This is a genomic window from Acinetobacter sp. R933-2 (genome assembly GCF_030325485.1).
GTDB classification, from domain to species: domain Bacteria; phylum Pseudomonadota; class Gammaproteobacteria; order Pseudomonadales; family Moraxellaceae; genus Acinetobacter; species Acinetobacter sichuanensis.
Genome location: NZ_JACAIJ010000009.1, coordinates 15,012 through 41,199, shown reverse-complemented (window position 1 = coordinate 41,199; position 26,188 = coordinate 15,012). Strand labels below are relative to the sequence as shown.

Genomic DNA, 26,188 nt, shown 5'->3' with positions numbered 1-26,188 from the left:
TAATTTAATTTATTCATAAAATGAGTCTTGCCTTTCTTTAAAAAAAGAGTAAATGTAGATTTACTCTTTTTTAATTATAAGATTAGGGGACACAATAATGCTAAAAAAATCACTTATTTTATCCAGTATCGTTTTTTCGACGCTCTGTTTCGCAGCTCCTGATTTAACAGGAAAATGGCGAACAGTAGATGATAAAACGGGGTACTCTAGAGCAGACGTAGAAATTACTAAAAATAGTGAAGGAGTTTATACAGGGAAAATTATTGAGATACGCCCAATTCCCAATAAACCTTTAGAAGAAAATTGCACGCACTGCAAAGGCTCTCTCAAAAATGTACCTTATATGAATTTAGAAATTTTAAATGGTTTTCGCCAGTCACCAAAAGACCCGCTTTTATTTACTCAAGGTCAAGTTTTAGACCCGCTTTCGGGTAATGTCTATCATGGCAAAATTAAACTCAATGCTAAAGGTACACGCCTAACGATGCGTGGTTACATTGGTGTTTCTCTGCTAGGACGTTCTGCAACATGGATTCGCCTAACAGAATAAAGACAACTTCTCATAAATTAAGCTAATCATTTTTGTCATGATTGGCTTTAATTTATTAAACAGAAGAAAATTATTTCTCAAAAAAGCATTAAGAATATAAAAATCAATTAGATAGAAATAAAGAATAACGTGATAAATATCATTATCGTCATTTTGACAGCTTTTGAAACAATATCTTAACCAAGCAGTACTTTTAACTTTGCAAAAAATGGCATATTAATGAATAAAATCAAGATCAAAAATGGCTGTGTATATGGCAAAAAATTATTATGAAGAACTTGGTGTTTCTCGGGATGCAACACCTGATCAAATTAAAAAATCCTACCGTAAATTAGCACGTAAATATCATCCTGATGTCAGCAAAGAAGCTGATGCTGAAGAAAAAATGCAAGCCATTAACGTTGCATATGACACCTTAAGTCATGAAGAAAAGAAAAAACAATATGATTTTGAGTTAGATCATCCACAAGATTTTTCAAATCGTGGTTTTGGTGGTCAGGCAGGTGGTCAAGGCTTTGATGGAAGTCAATTTTATCGAAATAGCTCAGGTGGACAACAAGACTTTAGCGGTTTTGAAGATTTATTTGGACGTTTTGGTGGTGGCTTTGGTGGTGGTCATCAACAAGATTTTGGGCAACGCCAATCTCGTCAACAACGCAGTTATCGAGGTGAAGATCAACATGCAAGTATAGAAGTCCCTATTCAAGTGGCTTATGAAGGTTCAACCCAAACCATTACCCTACAAATTCCGACCTATAATGCTTATGGTGAAGCTGAAGTTCAACGAAAAACCTTGCAAGTCAAAATTCCTAAAGGAATGAAAGAGGGACAGCAGATTCGCCTTGCTCAACAAGGTCAAGCAGGTATTAATGGCGGAGAAAATGGTGATTTATATATTGAAATACGCTATCAAGATAGTCATCGTGTCCGTGTAGAAGATGCTGATGTTTATTACACGGTAGACATTACCCCTTGGGAGGCTGCACTGGGTCAAAGTGTTGAAATCTCTACGCCTGCGGGTAAAGTTCAAGTGAACATTCCTAAAAATGCCAAACAAAATCAACAATTACGCTTAAAAGATAAAGGAATTCCAAGTAAAACGGCTGGGCATTTGTATTTAGTGCTCAATATTGTTTATCCAAAAGCAGATACCAGCCAAGAACAACAAGCATATCAAGATTATGCAAATGCTTTCCCAAATTTTAAAGCACGGTAAATCATTGAATCACTTCAAGGAGCATACTTATGACAACTATACATTATCGTGAAATTGTCTGTAACGACTGTCAAGATGCTGAAATCGTTGATGAACGATTGTGTTTTGATTTAACTCACTTTGCACAAGCGTGTGGGCAAAGTCCTGAATGGGTTTTACAACTACTTGAATATGATATTTTAGCAGCTCGACCAGAGGAACGTATTCATCAATTTTTTGGTGAGGATGTGACTCGGGCAAGGCGTGCTTATCGTTTACAACGAGACTTTGAAGCCAGTTTTTCCGCAGTTGCAATGATGATGGATTTAATTGATGAGGTTCAACAATTACGTAAACAAACCAAGCATCTTTATCGCTCATTATGACTAATTCATTTCAAATTGTTAAATACAGATGACAGGTTAATATTTAACCTGTCATGATAGGTCTCTTATCTCATTCAAAATGGTTTTAAGAGGTCATCAACCCCTATGAATTCCAAAGTTATTAATAAGAAAATCAAACACATGTTCCCTGAGCATAGTGAATTAGTAAATACACTCAAAAATACCAATCCACATTTTGCTAAACTTTTCGCAGAACATAATGAGCTTGATCATACGATTACTCATCTTGAACTTGATCCCATCAACCATATTCATGATGATATCGAAGTTCTAAAACGCAAAAAATTAAAAATTAAAGATGAACTTTATTCTTTACTACAAAAAGCCACTCAAGCGAGTCGCAAATAGTTTAAAGAAAAGTTATTTCAATTTGGTGATTTTTTCGACTTCTTTCATTGTTTGTTTAATGGGTTCATAGTCCAAGAACCACAGTAGATTGACGTGCTGATTTTTATGTTGTTGTGCCAACATATCAATCACACTTCTTTCACCACGCCCAACCAAATGGCGTCGATAAAAATAGACCAATAATGCAATTGTACAAATCAACATTGCTGAGAGCATAATCCAGAAGCCTGATTGGTTTTTGAGACCGGGGATAAATTCAAAATTCATCCCATATACACCTGTCAGCAAAGTTAAAGGTGCAAAAACTGCGGTAATGATCGCTAAAATACGCATATTTTCATTGGTTTGGTTCGCAATGGCTGAAAAATGCAAATCTATTGCAGCTTGAATAGCACTACTTAATCGTGTGGTATATTTTTGAATTCGTTCAACATGACTGACTAAATCATCAACACGAACTAAAATAAGATCTTGTTTATCAGCCTTTTTTTTACCTTTTAAATGTGAATAATTTTCGACAATTTCATCCCTTACTTCTTGTAAAGCATCAATTTGTTCCTCACATAAATTTTCAATTTGCTGAAAAACCATCATCTCTTGAAAAAGTTGATGCCATTTAGAAAATCGACGATTGCCTTGTAAAAGTTCCTGTTGCCAAAACTCTACCCTTCGTGTCAAAGGTTTACGCAAATCTAAATAACCATCAACCATACTATTTAATAAACGTAGCGACAAATCTAAAGGCGTTGAAGGTAATTTTCGAGGCTTATTTTGTTCATCCAGTGATTTTGTAAGCATCGCCATAATACGGTTCAGATAACTTTCAAAAGCATGATTTCCCTTTTCATGGATACTGATCAACACTTTCGAAGTCATCACAAAACTAACAGGGGATGAAGTTAAACCAAAAACACTTTCATGCTGTTCAAAAGCACTTCCTACATTAATTTGGTCATCAGGTGTGATTAACTTTCTAAAAATCAATAAGTCATATTCATCCATAGCATCAAAAGCGCAAGGATGCTCAAGATTTAAGATGTCACGAATATGATATTCATTTAAATGAATTTGGCTCAGTTCTAAAATTTCTTTTTGCCAAGCTTCCACACGGTTGACGACATCTTCACGTGTACAATCAATCCAGATAAACTGTTGTTCTGTATGTACATTTGGTTCATTTTGAATACATGTATATTGTTGTTCTGGGTGTTGAAAAAAATAAAAAGTTTGCATAATTGCATAAAGCATGTTGATCAAGATTAAACAGCATCATGCCATAAAAAAAGCCTTGAGCAAGCTAAAGTCATCACTCTAGCAAAACACAAGGCTTAATTTTTACAATAATGCCAAATCAGCTTACTGTAAATTTTTAAAAGATATTACGCTTGGTCAATATCTTTCATGGTTAATTTAATACGACCACGGTTGTCTACATCAGCAACTTGAACTTTGATTTCTTGACCTTCAGCCAATACGTCAGTCACGTTTGCAACACGCTCATTTGAGATTTGAGAGATGTGTAATAAACCATCTGTACCAGGAAGAATGTTGACGAATGCACCAAACTCAACGATACGAATCACTTTACCTACGTAAATTGTACCTGGCTCAACTTCAGCAGTAAGTGCTTGAATTTTAGCAATCGCAGCTTGTGCAGCAGCTTTAGTTTCACCAAATACACGTACTGTACCGTTGTCTTCGATATCAATCGCAGCTTTAGTTTCTTCAGTGATTTGACGAATTGTTGCGCCACCTTTACCAATCACATCACGGATTTTGTCAGGATTAATGCTGATCACTTGGAAAGTTGGCGCATGCATTGAAATTTCAGGGCGAGCACGTGAAATCACTTGGTTCATTGCATTCAAAATGTGCATACGACCTGCATATGCTTGATTTAATGCAACTTCCATAATTTCTTCAGTGATCCCTTCGATCTTGATGTCCATTTGAAGTGCAGTAATACCGTTTGCAGAACCTGCTACTTTAAAGTCCATATCGCCAAGATGATCTTCATCACCCAAGATGTCAGAAAGAACTGCGAAACGCTCGTCTTCTTTCACTAGACCCATTGCAATACCTGCAACTGGTGCTTTAAGTGGAACACCTGCATCCATAAGTGACAATGAAGCACCACATACAGAAGCCATTGAAGATGAACCGTTTGACTCAGTAATATCAGATACGATACGGATCACATACGGGAAGCGATCAGCCGCAGGAAGTACAGCTTGAACACCACGACGTGCCAAACGACCATGACCAATTTCACGACGTTTAGGACCAGATTCACGACCTGTTTCACCTACCGAGTATGCAGGGAAGTTATAGTGAAGCATGAAGTTGTCAGTTTTAGTACCCGCTAAAGTATCAACCATCAACGCATCACGTGTATTACCCAAAGTTGTTGTTACCAACGCTTGAGTTTCACCACGTGTGAATAATGCAGAACCGTGAGCACGATCTAACACGCCCACTTGTACGTCTAATGCACGAACAGTTTTCGTGTCACGACCATCAATACGTGGTTTACCAGAAAGGATATTGTCACGTACTGTACGGTATTTAAGGTCTTCGAATAATTCGTTTAGGTCATCTGCGATGCCATCAACGTCTTCTTCTGGAACAAATTGAGCAACTGCTTCAGCTTGTAAAGCATCTAATGCTGCATAACGATCATGTTTGATCGCAATTGTGTATGCTTCTGAGATTTTCGCTTCAAATGCTTCTTTTAATTTTGCACGAAGATCTTCATTTTTCGTAGGTGCAGTCCAGGTCGACTCTGTTGCACCAGCCGCTGCTGCAAATTCTTTAATCGCTTGAATAGCAATTTGCATTTCGTCATGACCGAAAAGCACCGCACCCAGCATTTGGTCTTCTGAAAGTTCTTTCGCTTCAGACTCAACCATAAGCACAGCAGATTCAGTACCTGCAACCACAAGGTCAAGGTCAGATTCTTTTAATTGTTCATGATTTGGGTTAAGAACGTATTCACCGTTGATTAAACCAACACGTGCGCCACCGATTGGACCACGGAACGGTGTACCCGCAATTGCAAGTGCAGCTGAAGTACCCAGCATTGCAGCAATATCCGCTTCCATTGATTTATCAGAAGATACAACAGTTGCAGTGACCTGGATTTCGTTATAGTAACCCTCTGGGAACAATGGACGAATTGGACGGTCAATCAAACGTGAAATTAAAGTTTCAGCTTCTGAAGCACGACCTTCACGCTTACCGTAACCACCCGGGATACGACCCGCAGCATATTGTTTTTCTTGGTAATTTACTGTAAGTGGGAAAAAGTCTTGACCCGCTTTAGCAGTTGGTTGAGCAACAACAGCAACCAAAACGGTTACGCCGCCCATTGTGATCACAACAGTATTTGCTTGACGAGCAACACGACCCGTTTCAAGTACAACTTGGTATTGACCATATTGGAATTCTTTACGAATTACATTAAACATTGACATGTATTTTTGTTTCCTAGTTCTTTTGAACAGTTATTCTAGTGGAGACCCCTAAGGTTTGGCATTCATATCAACCGCATAAATGACAAAGCTTAGAAGCCGACCTCACTAGACCATCATTTCTATAAAAGCATCATTTTAGACACGAAGAAGGAGCGAATATTCGCCCCTTCTATTATCTAGACCAAGCTAGATATACTTTAGTTTTCATCAGTACAGCACAAAGCATGCAATAATCCGAAAATAAAAGTTTAATCGAATTAACGACGTAAACCTAAAGCAGCAATCAAATCGCTATAACGAGTAGCATCTTTACCTTTAAGGTAGTCAAGAAGCTTACGACGTTGGTTAACCATACGGATCAAACCACGACGGCTGTGGTGGTCATGTTTGTGATCTTTGAAGTGACCTTGTAAATCATTGATTTGAGCAGTCAATAAAGCTACTTGTACTTCTGGTGAACCAGTGTCATTTTCAGCGCGAGCGAATTTTGCGATGATCTCTGCGCGATCTGCGTTTGTTAAAGCCATTCGATTTCTCCGAGATGCTTGTAAATATTTGATAAAAATCAATTTAATGCTAAACACTAAATTTGACTGCCGTGCATCACTACAGCAGTCGCCTATTTTAAAGGAACTACCCTGAGATTGCAAAATTATCGTCAGGATATTTCAGTCATACCATCATCATCTTGCAAATTTATGACATGTATACGGCATTTAGGACACTGACAATAAAATCTAGCAAAGGCAGACTGTTCAATAGAAAAATAATGATGGAATAAACTGTGAAAATATTTTCAACCAATACCTGTTATGTACCCAAAGACCTAAGCCAAATTATGCAATCCAAAGATGAGGTTGCAGCAGAATGTGCTGGAATGACTGAAAAACAAGTCCATAAAATTTGGTCAAGTATTGAGTCGCTTTACAAAACGGGAAATCATCCTCTAATTAGTGTTTGTTTACGCAGAAAAGGGCAAATTGTTCTTAACCGTAGTTTAGGCTATACACGAGGCAACACTGTACAAGGCTTAGCCAATGATGCTGTCATTGCCAACCCAGATACACCGATTTGTTTATTTTCAGCTTCAAAAATGATCACTGCAATGCTCATCCATATGTTGGATGAAACAGGTGAAATTAATCTCCTTGACCCAATCAGCTACTATATTCCTGAATATGCACAAAATGGAAAACGTCGTGCTACCATTTTCCATTTACTTTCGCATCGTGGAGGCATTCCTCGCGTTGAAGCTGAAGTCACACCAGAATTATTATTTGATAAAGAACAAATTTTACAACATCTTTATGCATCAAAACCGATTTCATCTGCGGGTGCAAATCTTGCTTATCATGCTGTCACTGCGGGCTATATTTTAGGTGAGCTGATTGAGCGAGTAACAGGACAAGATTTACGTCACTTTTTACATGAACATATTGAAAAACCAATGGATATGCAATTTTTCAATTATGGTTTAAAAACTGAATTCCGTGATCAAGTCGCACTCAACACCGCAACGGGCATTCATCCTAAACTGGGTACAGATCTGTATTTAGATCATGTTTTAGGTGGAGGTTTAGAACTGGCTGTGAATGTCACCAATGATCATCGTTTTATGGATACCATTTGCCCTGCTGGAAATATCTATACCAGCGCAGAACAAGCCAACCGTTTCTTTGAAATGTTACTCAATGGCGGAACTTATAAGGGCAAACAAATCATGAGTCCGCAAACTGTATTTCGTGCAACTTTGCCAACCTCAACCACGACGATTGATCGTACACTTTTAGCACCGATGCGCTATGCACTTGGACCTATGTTGGGGAGTAATCCAGTGGGTATTTTTGGACCACATACTGGTCAAGCATTTGGACATCTTGGTTTTTCAAATATTTTATGTTGGGCAGATCCTGAACGTGATATCAGCGTCAGTATTTTAAATACAGGAAAATCTGTTGTAGGTACGCATTTAGCAGCATTAGCTAATGTATTACTACAAATTTCTAGCCAATGTCCAAAAATCCCGAAAGAACAGCGTCGTGGTCTATTTGGTACAGATGCCACTGAAACTGACATTGTATAAAGTAAAAAAATCAATGATTTGTTCAATATTTTTATCAAATTTCATACTTATTATTAAGTTTAAATAAAGAAAAAGCCCTTAGATTACTCTAAGGGCTTTCCTTTGCGCTGTAGTTTCTTATTTTCTGGTTGTTATTATTTTATTTATTTTTATTGTTATCTCATGATTTCTTATTACTATGTTTTTGTCCCTTATTTATCAGTTTTCTTAAGTATTTCCCTATGTGTGTATGATGCCACATTTAAAGTATGATAAAAGTCGCATTTATCTTATCTTTTTGTAAGAAATATCGTACATTTTGTATTTTTTGTAACATAATTATAAATATTTTAGATATAAAAAAGCCCTGTAGTCTCTCCCAAAACTACAAGGCTTAGCGGCTGTAAGTTTCCTCTTTATGCCTTACTTCATGTAAGTTCGCAGTCTCTCGACTTTAAATTATTATTATTTTGCGATTTTGCTTAGTGTTCCTTACCAAGCTCTTTATAGGACTCATCATCTCAAAAAGTTACACAGAGCTCTATGCGTCAATATCTCGAATTTATGTAAGCAATTTCTTACAAGATACTTATTGTAAATTAAAACTTAATAATAAATTTTAAGTTTTAATTTTTTTAACTAATCCGCTTTTTCGCTGTGTCGCAACCGTCAATGCTTTATAAAAAGCATTTTCTTCAACTAACAAACTCACAACCGTTTTCGCACGAGTAATGGCCGTGTAAAGTAGTTCTTGGCTAAGTAGTTTTTGTGCAGAAGCATCCAAAACAACCATCGTATGTTTAAACTCTGAACCTTGTGATTTATGAATGGTTAAAGCAAATGCCGTTTGAATCGATTTTGGTAAACGCGATGCCAGTACCCACTTATCTAAGCTCGGAAAATACACCTCAAACTGATCTGCATATTGGCGATGTTTAAAACATACACCAATATCACCATTGGATAAGCCCAATTGATAGTCGTTGTAATCCATCATCACAGGACGACCAACGTACCAATCCCCTTGTTTATAAAGTTGTGGAATGGCTTTAAATAACGCTTTTTCAATTTCACTATTAATAGTTCTTAAACCTAAAACACCATGATGAACTGCACTTAAAATACGATATTGGTCAAATGCTTGTATCACGGTTTGCACATGTTGGGTGGACATCGTATCTGCTAAATAGGTTTTTAATGCATCAAAATATGAAGAAAATCCTGCACTTAATTTTTGATAATAACCTTCTAAAGCTTGTGGCTGAATATTTTCAGGTAAATATTCAAGTTGAATAAAATCATTCATCTCTGAGTTAAGAGCAATCGGAATAATTTCAGATGCTGCAACAACTTGCTGTTCAAAATCCTTTAAAACATGATCTGAAGGTTGAATATGTTGTTTTTGTTGTTGAATAAAATTGGCGAATTTACCAATAGCCGCATCTTGTTTAAAACGATGTGTATTGACTAGATTGACTTGATTTTGCTGTAGCATTTTAACATTTTGCAAATCTGCAAGTACTGATCCGACATCCACAGATGCCAATTGATTTGCATCTCCCAATAAAATCAAACGACATTGTTCAGGAACAGCTTCTAATAATAATGTGGCTAAATTTAAGTCCAACATAGATGCTTCATCAATAACAATCACATCATAAGGTAAAGGCTGTTTTAAATGAAAACGTGGAATATGTTGATGCCCTAAACCCAATAAGCGGTGAATTGTTACAGGCGTGAATAAATCTAAATGCAAACCAAAAGGTTCTAGTTTGGGGTCAGTTAAGGACTTTTGTAATGCTTCGCCCATACGCTGTGCTGCTTTACCTGTAGGTGCTGCCATTGCCACACGAAGATCAGGTAAGGTTTGATGAAGTACCGCAATAATACGCGCTAAAGTATAGGTTTTCCCTGTTCCAGGTCCGCCTGTAATGATATTAAAAGCATTTTCAGCAACCATTTTTAGCGCATTTTTTTGATGAATATCGCTGAGTAAGTCATCAAAATCTTTTAAATCAATAGCAGGTATTTTTTGCTGTTTTAAACGAATCACTTGTTGTGCTAAACGTTGCTCAAGCTGCCAATAACGATATAAATATAAATACTCATCATCATAAACAAAAGGTGCTACTTGCGATGCTTGTGCTTGCAATTCAGACAAACATAAAGAACCTAAATATTGAGTTGTATCTTGTTCCTGTAATATACAACTGTCGCCTTGTAGGGAAGCATCTAAAACTTCACTGATTAATTTAAGTGAAGTTTCTTGTAATTCCTCAGACATTGGATGCTGACGAACAATATAATTTGCCCAATTTATAATCCATTGAGGATATTGATCTTCTAAAATTTGGCTATTTACCACACAACTATCCTCAAACTTATCTACAATGTTTTCAACAAATTTATCCACAATACAATCTTTTGTTTGTATTGCAATTCATCTAAATAATCATGCAATAGTGCTGAGTTTGTCTTCAGAGAAATAACCCAAAATTGCATCTAATCTTAAAATAAATTCTGAATCAGGTCGCCAATAATAATAACCTTGTTCAGTCTGACCATTCATGCCACGTAAATACAAATAACTCGCACCACCTAAATGCTGATCAATTTGATAGTTTTCAAGTTTCACACTTAAATAACGATGTAATCCAACCAAATATAAAGCAGCTTGTAACCAATAACTGGCATAACTCATACTCTCTTGAATGGCTTGTACATTATATTGTTGTTGGTCTGCACCTAAATAATTACTTTTATAATCTGCGATATGAAATTTTTGACCATCATAAAAAACCAAGTCAATTTCACCTTTTAAATAACGGGCAGAAAAAGCCTCTTTAAATTCAGGCATCGTAATCGCATATTCTTCAAATAAACTATGAATCCGTTGTATGGTAAATACCCGATCGGACAAAGCTAAATGAAACGGAAACTCCGCTAAACGCTGCGATTTTGATAATTGATTTAACTTAAAATGATTTAAAATCGGTGTATCTAAAACTTCACTTAACCATTCTTGTATCAAATCAATAATTTCATTTTCAACTGTACGTGCATCAAGTTCTTGCTTCTCAGGGAATGCACTCAGATATTTTTCAGTTAATGATTCTTTTAAGGTTTTATCTTCATTGATAAAACAACGTCGAATTTCAACATGCCATAGACGCTGATCTTGAAAATCAAGATGCTCAAAAATTTTATGTAAAAAAGTTCCTGCTGTGGTTCCCATTGGAAAATTTTCTTTGATCCATGCGATTGGGGCTGTGGTTGGCACCATGCTTTTATTTTTAATCGGAAGATAGATTTCATCTTCTGCCCCTGCACTACTTGGTTCAGCAACAGCTAAAGCATCCTGAATCTGTTGTCGGGTTAAATGCTGCGCCAAAGCACTAAAACTGGTTTTTGTTCTCGAATAAAAGCGCTTTTTGGGTAATGTCGCTGCATCTAAACGTAGCGTGGTATCGATATGTTGTGTTTTGAGTTGTACAGGACGTTGACTTATCAGTGGTTCAATCGCACAACCCTCATGCTGAAATGCCTGTACAGGATGCCCTCGCCAAAACGCTAAACCTGTCGTAGATTTTCCGTCATTATCCTGCATCATGGCATATACACGATAACTTGCACGTGTCAAAGCCACATACCATAGACGATGATGTTCTGCTAAAGCACGTGCATCATGTTGTTGAATAGCTTCAGGTTTTAAAATATTTTTATCATTCACAGCGACAACCCGTTGCTGTTCCATCTGTCCTGTGGTGTGATTTAAAGTATCTTGTGTGGAAAAATTTAAACTTTTATTGGGTTCTCTAAAATCTTTATCTGCGCCCAATAAAAATACACATTTAAATTCTAGACCTTTAGACTGGTGAATGGTCATCAATTGTACGCCTGCATCATTGGATAACTTGCGCTCTAACTCCCATTCACGTTGCATGGGATCAGTCAGTTGTTTTAAGTACCAATGATATAAATTTTGTGCACCTTGATAACGCTCACTATGTTGACTCAGCAGCTCTGTTAAATGACGTAAATTGACCACAACACGTTCATTATCACGGCTTTGTTTTGCAACTAAGTTCGTCCAAATATCAAACTTGGTTAATGCATATTGCCAAGCACTTAAAAAACCTTGTTTGAGCCACATTTCCCGAATAAAATCAAACTGTTCAATATATGTACTTAGACCTTCAGCATGCTGTTCTAAAGCAATTAATTTTTTTAAATCAAATCCTAATAAACGACTGAGCAATGCCCGTTTGATTTTAGCTTCATCATAAGGATGCATGATTGCAGTCAATACCGCAGCAACATCTTGTGCTAAAGCACCTTCAAAAACGCTTTTCTTTGCAGGTCGATTGGTACGAATACCTAAAAACTCTAAAGCAGACTGCACTTTGTCAAGATCGGCATGATTTTTAGATAAAACCGCAATATCATTTTCATCCATTGCCCGATTTGCAGCTTGCTCTACAAAATATAATGTCCCTTGTACACCTTGATTCAGTAACTCTCGAATCTTCCAAGCGACTTGTTCAGCTTCACTATTTTTATCTTCTAATTGCATCCAACGTAATGGGGTTGGATTCACTTGATCTTGATCAATTAAAGCAGGATGCGGACGTTCACCTGCCTGAACAGGTGTATAAATCACCTCTTCACCAAAATCAGCTTGCCGTTGAAATAAAGCATCAACCACTTCAACCAAAGGTTGAACAGAACGATGATTATGAATCAAGTGATATGCATGACCATCTTTGCCAAAAACATCCTGATGGGCTTTCAAAAAAGTCAACATATCACCACCACGGAAACCGTAAATTGCCTGTTTACGATCACCGACCATAATCATACAACCTTGATTCACTCGGCTGCTATGTCGCCAAATTTGTGCCAACATATCATCTTGGTCTTGGTTGGTATCTTGAAATTCGTCGACTAAAATCAGGGGATAACGCGCATGAATAAAACTCGCAAAACGTTGCCCTTGTTCACCTTGTAAAGCTTCAGCAAGTGTTCGAATCTGTTGTGCAAAGGTGGTTTCACCTTTTTGCTGTAATACTTGAGGTAAACGTTTTTTGACCTCACTGGCTAAATGATATTGTAAATAACTATCAAGCAGATCTAGACCTTCTCCTAACTGCCCAAAAGCTTCAACAAAATGCTTTAATGCTTGTAAAAATGTATTTTTTTCAAAAGAAGTTAAGATGTCCTCAGAACATTTATTCAGTACTTTTTTTGTCGTTAAATCACTTAATGCTTTTAATGTATGCACCTGACGTGGTGCAAATAAACAATATGCGCCTTGCTTTCGAATTTCCTCGACCAAATGTGCTAAATCTTCAGTCAATAAACTTTGCATTTTGCCTTGATCACGCCATTTTTTTGCAATGATTTTATTGTGTTGCCCATCAGCCAAATAAAAATCTGCCAATGTTGCCGCTTGAGTTAAATCTAGTGTTAATAATGTCTGAATTTCAGTCTCAAATTGAGATAAATCCAAAACAGGTGGCTGAATTTCTTGTAATTTTGCAGATGAAAAATTTAAACTATTTTCTACTACCGCAATATAAGCATCTTGAGATTTTAGTTTTTTATTTAAAATTAAATAATCAATAATATTCTGTGGCTGTTGTTGTATCCATTCACGTAATACATCATGAATGAGTTGATAACTATAACTTTTTGCATCATCCGTTATTTCAGCACGTTCAATTTTTCCACTTTCAAATGCAAACTCACGCAGTAATTTTTGACTAAAACTATCCAAAGTTCCAACAAATAACTCATCGAGTTGATCAATCACTAATTTTAAACGTTCACAGGCATAGGCGACTTGAGTTGCAAAAACAGTTAAAACTTTGGCAAATAAGGGATCACTTTCTTGTTTGGCTTTGGCTAAAATCTGTTGTTCTGTTAAATCACGACAAGCATCAAAATACTGATAAGTTTCCTGTAAACGTCCTCGAATACGTGTTTTTAACTCAGCCGCAGCTTTACGTGTAAAAGTTGTTGCAATCACTTGATTTGGTAAATATTTTTCTAAAAAAATACGCACCATCAAACTTGACAAAGTATAGGTTTTTCCTGTTCCTGCTGAGGCTTCAATCCAATGTAAACCTGAAAATTGCATGTCAGCAATGGGTTGTGTTGAAACCGCCGAAGGATACTTGGCTTTCGCTGCTTGAGGAATGGTTTCATCTAAGATCATATTAAAAGATTCCTGATGCATTTTTCATTCCTCTGCCACAGATTGATATTGATAAATAGGTTGATATAACGCATAAGCATAATGTTCACACGCATATTTCAGCAAAGCTGTCGTATCTTGTTCTTGCAAAATAAACTGCCAATCATAATGCTTTTTACTCCACTCCATTTCTTCTAAAGCAAAAGGTAAAAAGGCATCACTTTTATTCCACTCTTTGAGTAAATCTTCAATATTATCTAATTGTGGTTGCTGTTGTTCATCCATCGACCATTCTAGTGTTTTAGATTTTTCAGCCAATAAAAGTAGTAAGGCAGCAGGTAAAACCAAAGGTTCAGATTGTGCATACAGATAGGCTTTAAACCATTCATCAATATAACGTTTGGCTTGTTGAGAAGTAACACCTGTATTGATCACTGTGACATCACTAAAGACAGCAACACGTCGTAATTTAGCTGACTGCTCATCGCCTAAATTCAGATAGCTTAACCACAAAAGATATTCAAGCCAGACTTTGGTTCGACGTTTTGCACGTCCACTAGATGCATCTAAACTCACCCAGTCCTGTGCAAATTTTTGTGGAACAGTAATATTCATCACAGTATGTGCTTCTATTCGCCACTGACGTTGGGTTGTTTCAGTCACTGCATCGGTATAGATCGCAAGGCGCTCTTTTAAACTATTTTGTTCAGCAATACTGATTTGCCATGCGCTTTGCTGAACTTTACCCACAGGAAGTTGGTCTTGTAACAGTTCAATTTTATGTGCAGTTTCTTCATCTTGCTGCTGTAAATAATCACGAATCTGATAACGCGCCAAACCATCTAAAACTAAAGGTTCAGACTGTGCAGGTAAGTCCTGTGCTTTTAAGTTTTGTACACCTAAAGTCTTTAAATATAATCGCGCAGGGAAAGTCAGATCTTGAATCCATTGTCCTGCCTCTAAAATGGTCATGCTTTCTTGCACAGCAGGATAAGGCGTATTTACCCATGCTTCACGCTGACTTAAATGTGGCGATTGTTGTAAATATTTTGCGACTTTGTACCACTGATCTTGATAGCGTACAGCACTATTTTCGACAAAACCTTGAGGCTCAAAGGGTTGCAACTGATGAATATGATATAAAGAGCGTAGGTTTTCAGGAATTTCTATTGCCTGTTCAGATGTGGATACACTCTGATTTTTTGGCATTTCACAAATCAGTTGTAAATGAGCAATCAACTCTTGCAAAACACTTGAAGGATCACGAACTTCGCCATCATTAACATCAAAACCATTATAAAATAACCAGAGCGCGTCTTGTGCTAACAACAAACTGTCTAAAAATGCGCCCTGATCGTCTTCTAAACGAGAACGATCACCCAATTGCGGACGGAGTAACTCCATTAAGTCAAAAGGAATATGTTGGTTTCGGTTTGGAAATTTGCCACTGTCTAAATTGAGTATGACCACAAGTTTATAAGGCAATGGACGAATTTGCCCAATCTGACTAAATGTAATATCACCCGTTGGTAATGTTTGTTCTAATTGACCAGACAAAGCATTATGAATTTCAGCCAGTACGTAAGTTAAAGGTAAATGTACACCTTTTAGATGCGTTACATATTGCTGTTGATCCTCTAAACGCAAATAAGAATGTCGCAACATTTTTTGTTGTAAACTGATGGTTTCTTTTACTGCTTTCAAAATATCAACTTTGGCATGAATAAATTGATTTACTTCATCAATTAAAATACCTAGCCATTCTTCGACACTATGACCTTGTCCTGATTCATGTTGAGTTAACCAATAACGACGTGCTGAAAAATCTTGATAAATCTCAATCAACTGCCCAATCAACTCAAAATCACTTGACCGAACATATTGATAGCTTAAAGTTTGCTCAAAAACAGCATGCGTCGGAATCGCCACACCTAAAGCTAAGCGATCTAAAGCAAATTTAAAGCTAAAACGGAAATCCTGATCATCCTCGCTCAACGTTTGTTGTAAATGTTCTGCATCAAAACCACGCTTAAAACCTGCTTGAATGAGTAACTCCAACATACGTTCAGTATTTTGTACATCTAAACCATAACGTAGTTGAGTCGCTTCTAAAGTTAACCAATCTGAAAAATCTTCAATGCTAAAACGACCTTGTGACCACTCAATTCTGCCCAAGATCGCGCGCCATGCATTTTCAACATCAAGCTGCGTCACCCCTGCAATTTTAGCAGGCACATGAATACTGTCCTGATGGGGAATATGTGGAAATACACTCCGAATCAGAGGTTCAATTTCAGTTAAATGCGGTGTTAACACCAAAATATCACTTGGACGGCGTGGTTGCTCGGGTGTTCCTTGCGCTAACCAGTGAATCAACTGTTCTTTTAATACTTCAAGTTGACGCAAAGTTGAATGACAAACATGAATTTGTATAGATTGATCTTTGGGGTCTAATGGATAGCTATGTTCTTGTGGTTCAATAAGATATAAAATATCGGACTGTAATTGACTCAGTAAATTTTTTGGCTCTTCATTCACAAAAGCATCAATCCACTGTCCTTCTTCTCCTGAGGATAACTGTGAAAGCAAAGAGAAATGATCACGTGCTTGCTTACCAAAACGGGTGAGCAATGGATGGCGTGACTCACGAACTTCCGCATTAAAATTTAAAGTAAATTCATCAAAAAAACGTTGTAAATCTGCATCTGTAGCTTTGGGATTTTTTTCAATAAAACGTGCTTTTACGCCCAAATCATAGCGTTTTTTCCAATTTGGATCGACACTATCCGCCCAATATTCTTGCGATGGGTTGTAATGTAAAATGATCACATCCAGATATTGACCTAAACGTCTTAAAAAATTTAATTGTTGTGGTGGTAATTCTAATAAGGTAAAAACCACAATTTTTTCAGGTAGATTTTTAAGCGCATCTTCACGCAACTGTGGATGGTCAAATACTTGCCAAAATAAGGTATCAATCATTTGCATTTCTGCAAAATCTTCATGAAAAATATGCATCCACAACCAACGTTGCCACTGTTCTAACTCTTGCGCCTGCGCAAGACGAAATGCTGAGACTTGTTGATCGGTTTTTAGAAATTGTTGTTCAATATTGAGTGCTTGCCCTCGTCCCCATTGCCCTAACCAATTACTTGGACAAGTACAAAGATCACGACAGCCCCGTTGGCATTGCCCACGATAAACCATGTAATAATTAAATAATAATGAAACTTGTTCTGCGACCCAATATAATATTCCTTGTTTTTTTTGTTGTTTTTCGAGTCCATGCTCAAGTTGTGCAGCCGCATCATAAATACGTTGAATCAATGGATACAGTGGATGTTCTGGGGCTAAATTATTCTCTTTCGTTTGAATGAAATCTTTTAAAGTCTGATAAACCCGCCATTTCATAATCAAGCTAGGAACGTTGGCTTTACCGACACGATCATCTTCACCATTCAAAACCTGCTTATAGGCATACCACTGAAAGCCACGAATACGTTGATGAAATTCAGTATTGGCGCTTACACCACGCTGTTCTGCTAAACGTTGGGTTAACCATTCCTGTATAGCTGGGCTAGGGACAATAAAATGTTGTGTTCTTAAAACAGAAAATGGGTCGTTTGAAGGTGCTGTCGCACTTTGTAAAATACCTTGTACCAATACTTCAATAGATTGGCTTTGAATGACATGAATCCCCATACTTCCTCATTTTATAACATTAAAACGAACACAAAATCATAAACTTTCATTACTATACATGTTAAACACAATGTGCCACTTTTAAAGCATTGTTCATACCACTTTTTTTAATCACTCAGCATATGTATAGATGCTTTTACTCGCAAATATTATAAACAGCTTAATGGAGCGTGAACCTAAATGAAAATTGATAAAATTCCAGATTCGATTGACCCAAATTTAAATTTAGAAAGCATTCGTACAGAATGCCTTGAACTTGTTAAAAAGCGCTCGTATTTTTCTGCTGGTGCAGCCGTTGTTCCTATTCCTTTTTTTGATGTCGTGATTGATGTCGGGATCTTGTCACAACTCATTCCTGAGATTAATGCACGTTTTGGTTTAGCACCCGAGCAAATCAGTGTATATGACCCAAAAACCAAACAGATTCATTGGAATGAACTACGTAAACGCGGTTTTGAGTTTTCAGGCTTAGTGGTTGCCCGTACAGCAGTCAAATCTTCTTTAAATAATGTTGCTGCGAAAGTCATTACCAAACAAGTCACCAAATTTATTCCTTTAGGTGGGTCTATTATTGCTGCAAGTTTGGGCTATATTGTGATGAAGAAAGTGGCTGAAGCGCATGTGGATGAATGCTATAAATTAGCAAAAGGCATTCAAAACAAACAAAAAGAAAAAATTGTAAAATATTCTTAATGATTGAATGAAGGCGGACTCAGCGTCCGCTTTTTATTGCGTGATATAAAGTGCTATTCAGTATATTTGGCTACATTTTTCAAAGATACAGAATTTTTAAATACCCTCTCAATCTGCTTTCAATTGCTTCAATATTGCTTTTAACACTTCAATCCGTGCTGAATATTTATCATTGGTTGCAATCACATGCCAAGGTGCATAAAAAGTATTGGTACGTTGCAACATATCTGCTGCGGCATTTAAATAATCATCCCAATGACTACGATTACGCCAATCATCATCTGTAATTTTAAAACGTTTATGTGGTGTTTCTTCACGTGCTTTAAAACGTAATTCTTGTTCATCTTTGCTGATTGCAAGCCAAAATTTTACAATGATATATTGGTTATCTGACAAATCTTTTTCAAAACGATTGATTTCATCATAGGCACGTTGCCATTCAACAGGTGTTGCAAAACCTTCGATCCGTTCAACTAATACTCGTCCGTACCATGTACGATCAAAAATCGAAATTTTTTCATCTTCTAATAACTTTGTCCAAAAGCGCCATAAATAAGGTCGAGCCAATTCATATTTTTCAGGTGCAGCAATGGTATAAATTCCATATTCACGAGGATCAAGTTTTTTGACAATGCGTTTAATTGCTCCGCCCTTACCTGCCGCATCCATACCCTCAAAAGTAATCAAAACTTTACGTGGATCAAAACGCATGGCTTTAGCTACTTTTTTACTTAAGCTTTTCAACTCAGCCTTATAATCTTCACTCGACATTTCTACTGTCGCAGGTGCTAATAATGCTTTGGGAACTTCAGCTTGTTTCCATTTTGTTTTGACTTGTGTTGGATAATGAGGCAAATGTTTTAAGTTTTTTAAAATCGCTTGAGCAAATTGCTGATCACGTACTTCAGCATCTTCACAATCAATGATCAACCAATCATCGGTAAAACGCTGACGTAATTTTTGTACATTGTCATATTGTTTTTTATTGCGCCAATCTAAACCATGTAATTTGTGCCAGCGCTGTTCCTCAACATCCATTTTGTCTAATCTTTTTTGTAAAGATTTCCAAGATAAATCAAACCAAACTTTTATCACATCAACATGGTTATTTTTTAAATCCTGTTCAAAGGCATTCATTTGCGCAACATAAGCATCGAACAAAGTATCATCCATTGGCTCTGACACATGCAGCGCAGTGGCAAGTAAATCACTATACCAATTACCAAACATGACGATCATCTGTCCTTCTGCAGGAATGTAACGAGCATAAGGCTGCCAAAATGCTTGATTTTTTTGCATCATATAAGGAGGGTCAGCTTTAACACGTAAATAGCGTGGATCAACCCATTCTCTTAATTGTTTAACGGCTTCCCCTTTTCCTGCAAGCTCAATACCACTGACTAAAATCACCAGACTTTTTGCATTTTTTTGCCCACGCGTATTTTTTAAGCCATATTGCGCTTCTATCAAATCTAAAGTGAGCTGACCTGCATCAACAAGTTCAACATTACTTTCAGGTGTCGTCATACTTTTCTCTTTTTATGTTTTTGTACTGATTCAAGTTTACAAATATTTTGCTTCACTTGAACTCATTTTTGTATCAGTTTTATTGATGTTTTACTTGATCATTCCAATGACTGACCTAATTTCAGTCATCTTAAAGCAATATCGTCATGGTTGTTCAGTTAAACTGTGTTTATGATTTTCTTATATATTTCAAATTGAGTTCACACATGTCAAAACTCGCAGCATTAGATCAGCTTTTAGAAGAATATAAACAGTTTAATTACCATCAAGATCCTGTGCTAAAAAAACGTCTGCATGAAGCACAAGATTGGCTCAAAACACGTATTTTAGACACTCATACTGAGTTATTTAACCGCAAAGAAAATAAACTCATGGCTGATTATTTTATCAACCGTTTATATGGGGGTCCTGACTTTGATCCTTTAGCCATACAAATTGAACGATTATTAAAATATGCACATAAGGCTGAAAAAATTATTCCTGAAAATGCCATTAAAACAGGATTAAAATCAATTGGTCTTGCAGTTTTAGCCATGCAACTGGATGAACAAGTCGCAGCACAATTACTCAAAGACTATCCTGCAAACCAAGATATTAATGATGAAATGATGCGCCAAACTTTAATCAAACTTGATCAAGCCGAGCAGCGTCAACAACAACTCAATTTACTTGATGATTTAGGTACAGCACTCGATAAATATATGCGCTCATTTATCATGCATACTGCCTTTAAAATGTGTAAAGGTACTGCACATAAATACAATTTCCAATTGATGTATGAGTTCATTGGCGAAGGTTTTGTGGCAATGAAACCAATGAAATCTGCTGCTGATTTTATTCATGCATTTACAACAAAAGAGCGTGAAATTGTCAATAATGTGCATTCAGGACAAGCCAATCCTTTTAGAATATGATAGTGTTTGATTGCATAAATGACAGATGAAATGTCATCTCTTCTGTATATTATTCATAACTATTTGATGATGAAGACTGCAAATTTTTGCAGAATCTGTCATTATGCGATGCAAGAGCAAATTTCCCATTTTTGTGTTCAGGAGTGACTCAGATGTCGAATGAAAACCAAAAGCCAACCCCAGAAGCAGAGTCGGCACAAAACACAGACAACGTGAGTCCATTCTTAACAGAACCGTTACCGCAAGGCGCACCACAAGGTCAACAGCAGTCTTTACAACAACAGTTGACCGATACGCCAGTTTCAGGAACGGTACCAAAATATAATCTGCCACGTGGTGCCAATACAGGCAATGTCGGTGCAACCACACATTTCGGTTATCAAACCGTCAGCAGTGAAGATAAAGCACAAAAAGTCGCAGAAGTATTCCACTCTGTTGCAGCCAAATACGACATTATGAATGACTTAATGTCATTTGGTATTCACCGTTTATGGAAACGCTTTGCGATCAATATGTCTGGTGTGCGCCGTGGTCAACGCGTACTTGATATTGCAGGCGGTACAGGTGACTTAGCTAAAGTATTCAGCCGTGAAGTTGGTCCTACAGGTCATGTGGTTCTATCAGATATCAATGAATCCATGCTCAATGTCGGACGTGACCGTCTGATTGATGCTGGTTGTACCAATGTCGATTTTGTCTTGGCAAATGCTGAAACTTTAGAGCCATTTGAAGACAATAGTTTTGATCTTTTAACCATCAGCTTTGGTCTGCGTAATGTGACCGATAAAGATGCAGCCCTTGCAGCCATGTACCGTGTGCTTAAGCCGGGTGGTCGTTTACTGATTTTAGAATTCTCTAAACCTGTGTTTGAGCCATTCTCAAAATTGTATGATCTGTATTCATTCACTGCATTGCCAATCATGGGTAAAATCGTGGCGAATGACTCAGAAAGTTATAAATATTTAGCTGAATCCATCCGTATGCATCCTGACCAACGTACCTTAAAAGGCATGATGGAAAATGCAGGCTTCCAAAATACCGATTACCATAACTTAACGGGTGGAATTGTTGCGGTACACCGTGGCTTCAAACTCTAAGTTTTCTCAAAAATAGCATAAAGGTTGAATTATGTGGTCCATTCTGGCACTGGGTGCAGTTGAACGACTCATCAATCAATTTATCAATCTGGATGCGATCACTCGCATTCAGTTCAATCAATTACAAGGCAAGTTGCTGCGTGTGGTGATTGATTCACCACAGCTGTCTGTAGATGTCTTTTTTGATGAAAATAAAGTTCGTTTAGAACCGACTGTAACTGGTAAAAGTGAAACACCTTCGGTTTTTGAGCAACGTCCTTTTGATCAAAATACAGTCATCACGGAAGCAACTGCAACCTTGCATGTAAAAAACATTGTTGCATTGGCAAAGCTATTTTTAGCTGATGATATTGGCAATATTCCATTGCAAGGTGATTATCATCTATTGCAGGATATTCAACGTATTATCCAACAGGCTGAGCCTGATTTAGCGTCACATTTAAGCCCGTGGATTGGTCCTGCATTGGCACATGAAATTGCCAAAATTCAGCTTGCACCTAAACATTTAAAGCGTTCCCTGCAAAGTCATTTATTCTTTGCCGAGGACTTTTTAAAAGAAGATACAGGTTTATTTGCACCACGCTGGCAAATGGATGATCTGCAACAAGACACCCGTCAACTCAATCAAAATATTGATCGACTTGAAGCTAAAATTCAGCAGCTACAGCAACAACTCAATCCCACTACTCCCTCTCAAGATCAGGTAATGTAATTTATGATTCCGCATATCAGCCGTTTACTCGAACTTTGGCGCATCGCCGCGCACTATAGACTCGACACACTGGTTCCTGCGGAAGAATTACCTGAAAAAGCCCGCCATGCTTTGTCGCTTATTCGTATGCACCCTGCGGCATGGTCAAGCAAAGAGAAAAAGAACCCACTCAAGCTCAAAGAAGCTTTAGAACAAATGGGTCCTTTGGCAATTAAAATGGGGCAATTACTGTCAACACGCCGTGATTTAATTCCACCTGAAATTTTACAGCAATTGGTTTTATTACAAGATCGAGTGAAACCATTCGGTGTTGATGTTGCCAAAACTCGTATTGAAGAATCTTTAAAAGCCAATATCACGACACTTTTCGCTCGTTTTGATGAACAACCTTTAGCGGCGGCATCTATTGCACAAGTGCATACAGCGGCTTTGCATGATGGTCGTGAAGTGGTGGTCAAAGTCACCCGTCCTGACATTCGCAGTCAAATTTTAGAAGATTTTGAAATTTTAAGATGGCTCGGTGCAAGCTTAGAAAAACGTTTGGAAGCTGCACGTGCTGTGCATATTTCCGAAATTATTGAGAACTATCGTCAGGTCATTTTAAATGAACTGGATTTGACTTTAGAAGCCGATAATACCCGTCGTATGCGCCATTACTTCACAGGCTCAAGCATGATGTATGTGCCTGAAGTGTATATGGACAGCAAAGATGTCATGGTCGCTGAACGCATCACAGGCGTACCGATTTCAGATATTGAAACCTTTGAAAAACTCAGCATGGATCGTAAAGATCTGGCTGAAAAAGGTTTAACCATTTTCTTTACCCAAGTGTTCCGTGACAACTTTTTCCATGCCGACATGCATCCGGGAAATGTCTTTGTTGAAACCCTGAATCCAACAAAACCTCGTTATATTGCACTTGATTGTGCAATCATGGGTGAATTGTCTAAGTCCGATCAGATGACCGTTGCCCGTATGTTACTTGCGGTCATGAACAGCGACTTTATGCAACTGATTCAGATTGTGCATCAAGCAGGTTGGATTCCACCGGGAACTGATCAAGATGCGCTTGCCCGTGAAATGCGTCGTACCGTTGGACCTATGGTGTCCAAACCGATGCATGAATTGGACTTTGCAGGCATCCTGATTCAGGTCATGGATATTGCACGTCGTTTCCATTTGGAAATTCCACCACAGTTGATGTTATTACTGAAAACATTAGTCCATGTAGAAGGTTTAGGCACAGACCTTTATCCTGATTTGGACATTTGGAGTCTGGCAAAACCGATTCTGACCGAATGGGTTAAAGCGCAAATGAATCCGCAGAAAAACCTAAAAGAATTGGGACAAAAAATTCCTGATTTACTTTTAGGGGCGCAAGATTTCCCAACCTTAATGATCGACAGTTTAAATGGTTTAAAAAATCAGTCGGCATGGCATGCGAAGCAATTACATGAATTGCAAATGATGCGTTTGGAAGTTGAGCATCAACAAAAGCGTAGTTGGATTTTCGGCAGTATCATGGCGATTTTCTTGTCGATTGCAATTATTGCACCGTGGTATATTTCTATTGTATTAATTGTATTGGCAAGTATTTTAGCTGTTTGGCGGATTGCGAAGTAAATCTTTTGATTGAGCATCTTGTTTAAAAGGTGCTCAATATTTTAAAATCAAGGCAATAATAAATTAACTCAAAGAAAATAATGAAAAATAGTTTTTTATGGGCTGTCTATAGACAAAAGAAAAGTAGCGTTATATGGATCAGTCTATTTTTGATAGTACCCAATGTACTTAACATTTTTGCTTATTTAAATATTCATAATCATTTTTTTGATTTCACTCTTGCCAATCCAAACTCAACGTTGGGAAAGCTTATTGATAGCAATTATTTCTGGCAAACCACTTTATTTAACTTCATTCCATTTTTACTATTAATATCTGTACCGCAAAAAAATCTTATTCGTCTATTCAATTTTTGGCTTATTCTTGCAACCGTGTATTCTTTAATTAATAGTTGGTATATCAATACTTACTCTATATTTTACGTTACATGTTTCTATTTGATATTCCGTGACATAAATAGGAAAAATGAAGAATTAATGGCGACTTATATTCAAAGAATTTGAATAAAATATTTAATGACTCCCAAGTCACCCACTGAAACCTATCGCCATTGTCCTGTCACGGCTTATTCCTAAAATACTCACATCCGTTTGAGTGAGTGAAACCATGACCCAAATTTTACAAAAACGCCCTGCTGCATTAACAATTCAAGCAGGTTCACTTGCCAAACAACGCATAGAAAAAGAAGGACTACAAGCACATCATGTCGACATGATTCCCGGTGCGGCAGGTGGCCCCAAAGGCATTGGTTTAATGGGGCTCGACCAAGCCATCTTTGCTGAATTTCTTCCTCAAGCCAAACAACGTCGTTTTTTAATTGGTTCATCTGTTGGTGCATGGCGTTTTGCAGGCATCGTGGCGCAAGGTGAAAAACTCGGACCTGAAAAACTAGCTGAGTTATATATTAATTTGCCCTTTAAAAAAGGCATGAAAATAGCAGATATCGAAAAAATATCACGTGATATGTTGCATGGTATTTTAGGCGATAAAGCTGATCAATTGGTTCATCACCCTGATTATCATTTGACGATTATTGCGGCGAAAGCTGAACATTTATTTCAGAGTGATCAAAAACTTGCACTATATAGTTCCTTGCTTGGGATTATCGGTAGCAATGCGATTTCACGTGATCATTTAAATAAATTTATGCAACGTGTGATTTGTCAGCCGACCGATTTTCCACAGTTTAAAATTCAGGATGATGCATTTAAAACCCATTACATTAACTTTAATACCGACAATGTCGCCGATTGGCTCATGGCTTCGGGTTCCATTCCTGCGGTCACCCCTGCGGTGAAAAATATTGCTGATGCACCTGAAGGGGCTTATCGTGATGGGGGCTTGATTGACTATCACATTGACTTGCCTTTTGAGAGTAAAGGCATTGTTTTATATCCCCATTTTACCAATAGCATCACCCCAGGTTGGTTCGATAAGATGTTTAAATCGCGCAGAGCCAATCCACAAAATCAAGCACGTACTTTGCTGATTTCTCCCTCTCAAGAATATTTACAATCATTGCCTTTAGGTCGTTTACCTGACCGTAAAGATTTTGTTTTAAAAGGCTTGTCTGATGCTGAGCGTAAAAAATTATGGAAGCAAACTGTGGCTGAAAGTCAGCGTATGGGTGATGAGTTTTTAGAATTGGTCGAAAAGCAGAATTTTGCGGAAGTGATGCAGGGTTTGTAA

At 37.4% G+C, this 26,188-nt stretch carries 18 protein-coding genes; 11 read left to right on the top strand and 7 right to left on the bottom strand.

The window, feature by feature from the left end; all coding sequences use genetic code 11:
• Nucleotides 1-97: 97 nt before the first annotated feature.
• From HX005_RS11690 to HX005_RS11675, 4 genes are all read left to right on the top strand, one after another.
• The gene (locus HX005_RS11690) at nt 98-550 is read left to right on the top strand and encodes a DUF2147 domain-containing protein (protein WP_286377498.1); all 453 of its coding nucleotides are present in this window, start codon (nt 98-100) and stop codon (nt 548-550) included.
• A gap of 253 nt (nt 551-803) precedes the next feature.
• Nucleotides 804-1,766 (top strand): DnaJ C-terminal domain-containing protein, encoded by a 963-nt coding sequence (locus tag HX005_RS11685; protein WP_286377497.1) that lies wholly within the window; start codon nt 804-806, stop codon nt 1,764-1,766.
• 29 nt (nt 1,767-1,795) lie between these two features.
• Nucleotides 1,796-2,131 carry a chaperone modulator CbpM gene (locus HX005_RS11680; protein ID WP_286377496.1) on the top strand — a complete coding sequence of 112 codons (336 nt, stop codon included), beginning with the start codon at nt 1,796-1,798 and terminating at the stop codon, nt 2,129-2,131.
• 105 nt (nt 2,132-2,236) lie between these two features.
• Nucleotides 2,237-2,500, top strand: coding sequence for an HP1242/YdcH family protein (locus tag HX005_RS11675; RefSeq protein ID WP_107009218.1), 264 nt, complete (start codon nt 2,237-2,239; stop codon nt 2,498-2,500).
• A gap of 12 nt (nt 2,501-2,512) precedes the next feature.
• On the opposite strand, the gene HX005_RS11670 is transcribed toward HX005_RS11675, so the two are convergent.
• The 3 genes from HX005_RS11670 to rpsO all read right to left on the bottom strand — a co-directional run bounded on the left by HX005_RS11670 (nt 2,513) and on the right by rpsO (nt 6,500).
• Complete coding sequence (locus HX005_RS11670; RefSeq protein ID WP_286377590.1) at nt 2,513-3,733, bottom strand: magnesium transporter CorA family protein; 1,221 nt, start codon at nt 3,731-3,733, stop codon at nt 2,513-2,515.
• A 146-nt stretch (nt 3,734-3,879) separates the two neighbouring features.
• Complete coding sequence (gene pnp, locus HX005_RS11665) at nt 3,880-5,967, bottom strand: polyribonucleotide nucleotidyltransferase (protein WP_286377589.1); 2,088 nt, start codon at nt 5,965-5,967, stop codon at nt 3,880-3,882.
• A gap of 263 nt (nt 5,968-6,230) precedes the next feature.
• Entirely contained in the window at nt 6,231-6,500 is a 270-nt protein-coding gene (rpsO, locus tag HX005_RS11660) for a 30S ribosomal protein S15 (RefSeq protein ID WP_107009217.1), read from the bottom strand.
• A gap of 257 nt (nt 6,501-6,757) precedes the next feature.
• Here rpsO and HX005_RS11655 point away from each other — a divergent pair, with 257 nt between their 5' ends.
• Complete coding sequence (locus HX005_RS11655; RefSeq protein ID WP_286377495.1) at nt 6,758-8,056, top strand: serine hydrolase domain-containing protein; 1,299 nt, start codon at nt 6,758-6,760, stop codon at nt 8,054-8,056.
• Between the two features lie 598 nt (nt 8,057-8,654).
• Here the strand turns inward: HX005_RS11655 and recD are convergent.
• The 3 genes from recD to HX005_RS11640 form a co-directional block, all read right to left on the bottom strand.
• The gene (recD, locus tag HX005_RS11650) at nt 8,655-10,400 is read right to left on the bottom strand and encodes an exodeoxyribonuclease V subunit alpha (protein WP_286377588.1); all 1,746 of its coding nucleotides are present in this window, start codon (nt 10,398-10,400) and stop codon (nt 8,655-8,657) included.
• A gap of 87 nt (nt 10,401-10,487) precedes the next feature.
• Nucleotides 10,488-14,252: a UvrD-helicase domain-containing protein gene (locus HX005_RS11645; protein WP_286377587.1), complete on the bottom strand. Its 3,765-nt coding sequence runs from the start codon at nt 14,250-14,252 to the stop codon at nt 10,488-10,490.
• A 24-nt stretch (nt 14,253-14,276) separates the two neighbouring features.
• Nucleotides 14,277-17,933, bottom strand: coding sequence for an exodeoxyribonuclease V subunit gamma (locus tag HX005_RS11640; RefSeq protein WP_286377494.1), 3,657 nt, complete (start codon nt 17,931-17,933; stop codon nt 14,277-14,279).
• 180 nt (nt 17,934-18,113) lie between these two features.
• On the opposite strand from HX005_RS11640, the gene HX005_RS11635 reads away from it, so the two are divergent.
• Nucleotides 18,114-18,626 carry a hypothetical protein gene (locus HX005_RS11635; protein WP_107009214.1) on the top strand — a complete coding sequence of 171 codons (513 nt, stop codon included), beginning with the start codon at nt 18,114-18,116 and terminating at the stop codon, nt 18,624-18,626.
• Nucleotides 18,627-18,734: 108 nt separating this feature from the next.
• On the opposite strand, the gene pap is transcribed toward HX005_RS11635, so the two are convergent.
• The gene (gene pap / locus HX005_RS11630; protein ID WP_286377493.1) at nt 18,735-20,153 is read right to left on the bottom strand and encodes a polyphosphate:AMP phosphotransferase; all 1,419 of its coding nucleotides are present in this window, start codon (nt 20,151-20,153) and stop codon (nt 18,735-18,737) included.
• A 206-nt stretch (nt 20,154-20,359) separates the two neighbouring features.
• Between pap and HX005_RS11625 the strand changes: the two genes are divergently transcribed.
• The 5 genes from HX005_RS11625 (at nt 20,360) to HX005_RS11605 (ending at nt 26,188) form a co-directional block, all read left to right on the top strand.
• A complete protein-coding gene (locus tag HX005_RS11625) occupies nt 20,360-21,067 on the top strand; it encodes a DUF8198 family protein (protein ID WP_286377492.1) in 708 nt (235 codons plus the stop codon).
• A gap of 152 nt (nt 21,068-21,219) precedes the next feature.
• Entirely contained in the window at nt 21,220-22,164 is a 945-nt protein-coding gene (ubiE, locus tag HX005_RS11620) for a bifunctional demethylmenaquinone methyltransferase/2-methoxy-6-polyprenyl-1,4-benzoquinol methylase UbiE (RefSeq protein WP_286377491.1), read from the top strand.
• A 31-nt stretch (nt 22,165-22,195) separates the two neighbouring features.
• Nucleotides 22,196-22,876, top strand: coding sequence for a ubiquinone biosynthesis accessory factor UbiJ (locus HX005_RS11615; protein WP_286377490.1), 681 nt, complete (start codon nt 22,196-22,198; stop codon nt 22,874-22,876).
• Nucleotides 22,877-22,879: 3 nt separating this feature from the next.
• Nucleotides 22,880-24,499 (top strand): ABC1 kinase family protein, encoded by a 1,620-nt coding sequence (locus tag HX005_RS11610; protein WP_286377489.1) that lies wholly within the window; start codon nt 22,880-22,882, stop codon nt 24,497-24,499.
• 606 nt (nt 24,500-25,105) lie between these two features.
• Nucleotides 25,106-26,188, top strand: coding sequence for a patatin-like phospholipase domain-containing protein (locus tag HX005_RS11605; RefSeq protein WP_286377488.1), 1,083 nt, complete (start codon nt 25,106-25,108; stop codon nt 26,186-26,188).

What these genes read in the sequence shown, in the direction of transcription:
- HX005_RS11690 (WP_286377498.1), top strand. Translation starts at nt 98, where the DNA reads ATGCTAAAAAAATCACTTATTTTATCCAGTATCGTTTTTTCGACGCTC.
- HX005_RS11685 (WP_286377497.1), top strand. Translation starts at nt 804, where the DNA reads ATGGCAAAAAATTATTATGAAGAACTTGGTGTTTCTCGGGATGCAACA.
- HX005_RS11680 (WP_286377496.1), top strand. Translation starts at nt 1,796, where the DNA reads ATGACAACTATACATTATCGTGAAATTGTCTGTAACGACTGTCAAGAT.
- HX005_RS11675 (WP_107009218.1), top strand. Translation starts at nt 2,237, where the DNA reads ATGAATTCCAAAGTTATTAATAAGAAAATCAAACACATGTTCCCTGAG.
- HX005_RS11670 (WP_286377590.1), bottom strand. Translation starts at nt 3,733, where the DNA reads ATGCAAACTTTTTATTTTTTTCAACACCCAGAACAACAATATACATGT.
- pnp (WP_286377589.1), bottom strand. Translation starts at nt 5,967, where the DNA reads ATGTTTAATGTAATTCGTAAAGAATTCCAATATGGTCAATACCAAGTT.
- rpsO (WP_107009217.1), bottom strand. Translation starts at nt 6,500, where the DNA reads ATGGCTTTAACAAACGCAGATCGCGCAGAGATCATCGCAAAATTCGCT.
- HX005_RS11645 (WP_286377587.1), bottom strand. Translation starts at nt 14,252, where the DNA reads ATGATCTTAGATGAAACCATTCCTCAAGCAGCGAAAGCCAAGTATCCT.
- HX005_RS11640 (WP_286377494.1), bottom strand. Translation starts at nt 17,933, where the DNA reads ATGGGGATTCATGTCATTCAAAGCCAATCTATTGAAGTATTGGTACAA.
- HX005_RS11635 (WP_107009214.1), top strand. Translation starts at nt 18,114, where the DNA reads ATGAAAATTGATAAAATTCCAGATTCGATTGACCCAAATTTAAATTTA.
- pap (WP_286377493.1), bottom strand. Translation starts at nt 20,153, where the DNA reads ATGACGACACCTGAAAGTAATGTTGAACTTGTTGATGCAGGTCAGCTC.
- HX005_RS11625 (WP_286377492.1), top strand. Translation starts at nt 20,360, where the DNA reads ATGTCAAAACTCGCAGCATTAGATCAGCTTTTAGAAGAATATAAACAG.
- ubiE (WP_286377491.1), top strand. Translation starts at nt 21,220, where the DNA reads ATGTCGAATGAAAACCAAAAGCCAACCCCAGAAGCAGAGTCGGCACAA.
- HX005_RS11615 (WP_286377490.1), top strand. Translation starts at nt 22,196, where the DNA reads ATGTGGTCCATTCTGGCACTGGGTGCAGTTGAACGACTCATCAATCAA.
- HX005_RS11610 (WP_286377489.1), top strand. Translation starts at nt 22,880, where the DNA reads ATGATTCCGCATATCAGCCGTTTACTCGAACTTTGGCGCATCGCCGCG.
- HX005_RS11605 (WP_286377488.1), top strand. Translation starts at nt 25,106, where the DNA reads ATGACCCAAATTTTACAAAAACGCCCTGCTGCATTAACAATTCAAGCA.